Genomic DNA, 1,455 nt, shown 5'->3' on the forward strand with positions numbered 1-1,455 from the left:
ACGCAACCAACGCAACGGACGCCACTTACGCGACGCATGGCCCGGCCATGTCGGGCGGGTGTAGCGCCAGCTTGGCGAGACGACGAAGGTTTTGAGCGATTGCAGCAAGCGTAAACTCGAATTGCGCACCGGCCGGACCACGCAGTCTCAGGCGGCTGAGCCGCAGAAAGCGCTTAAGGTGGGCAAACAGCATCTCAACCTTCTTGCGATCCCGCCGGGTCTGCTCGTACGCAGCAGTCTTGGCGATCGCGCGGGCGACATCGCGCGCCGCCTCGTGCTCGTGGCGCGTGACCTTCCGGCTCGGTGATTTTGGACAGCATTTCGATTTGAGCGGGCAGGCGCGGCAATCGGCGACGCGCGAGAAATACGAGATAGCGTGATCTCCCCGTGGTCCGCGTGCTCCGCTTGAGCGCGGCAGAATCTTGCCACTCGGGCAGACATAGTGATCGTGCGCCTCGTCATAGATGAAATCGTCGCGGCTGAACGTGCCGTCGTCACGCTGAGACTTGTCGATCACCGGGATGTGGGGCGCGATCCCCTTCTCATCGACCAGGAAGTGCAGATTGGGGGCCGAACCGTAGGCCGTATCGGCGACAAGCCAGTCGGGCTTGATGCCGAACGTCTTCTCAGTCCGTTCGATCATCGTCTGGGATGGGCCAACCTCGGATTGACGGATTGCCCGGGACGCCTCGACATCCATTATGATGCCGAACTTGATGTCGATAAGGTAATTGTCGGCGTAAGCGAAGAATGCAGCGTTGCGCAGAGCGCCAGTCCACTGCGCGGCAGGGTCGGAGGGCGCGATAAACTTCGGCACGACATCGGTCGCACGCCCCCATGCCGGATCGTCGAGATTGACGAGATAGTCCTGTACAGCGCGCCTTGCCCCCGTCGGGTCGATATCGTGGCTCCATTTATCGCCCGGCGTCGAGCGGCACTTGTTGGCGTCTGCGGCGATCAAACTGGCATCCACAGCGAAGCCATTGCCGCCGACAAGGCCAGCTTTGATGCACGACGCGACAACTCGCTCGAAGACGTGACGAAAAACATCATGATTGCGAAAACGCTCGTTGCGCGCACGCGTAAATGCCGAGTGATCCGGGATCTTGTCCTCTATGCCGAGGCCGCAAAACCAGCGATAGGCGAGGTTGAGCTGAACCTCGCTGCATAGTGCTCCGAGCGGATCGCGAATACATAACCAAGGATAAGCATACGGATCATCAGTTCCGGATCGACTGATGGCCGGCCAGTATTGGAATAGTGTGGCGCAAGCTCAACGCGCACCCATGAGAGATCGAGAACTGCCGCAATCCGCCGAACCTGATGGTCATCAGGTACTACGGCCTCGAGGTCGAACGCATAGAACAGATGACCCTGCTCACTCTTGCACCGACCCATCATCGAAATCTCCGTCGATGGCCGCTTTACCTAGACGGAATCACGGTTCGCCCTTCT

The 1,455-nt window shown here is 59.7% G+C and carries 1 pseudogene; it reads right to left on the bottom strand.

Features of this window, described 5'->3' with window-relative positions:
- Positions 1–25 precede the first annotated feature (25 nt).
- Positions 26–1,401: pseudogene (locus IVA82_RS45275) on the bottom strand (IS1182 family transposase).
- Positions 1,402–1,455: the final 54 nt, after the last annotated feature.

This window comes from Bradyrhizobium sp. 142, assembly GCF_023074015.1.
Classification (GTDB): domain Bacteria; phylum Pseudomonadota; class Alphaproteobacteria; order Rhizobiales; family Xanthobacteraceae; genus Bradyrhizobium.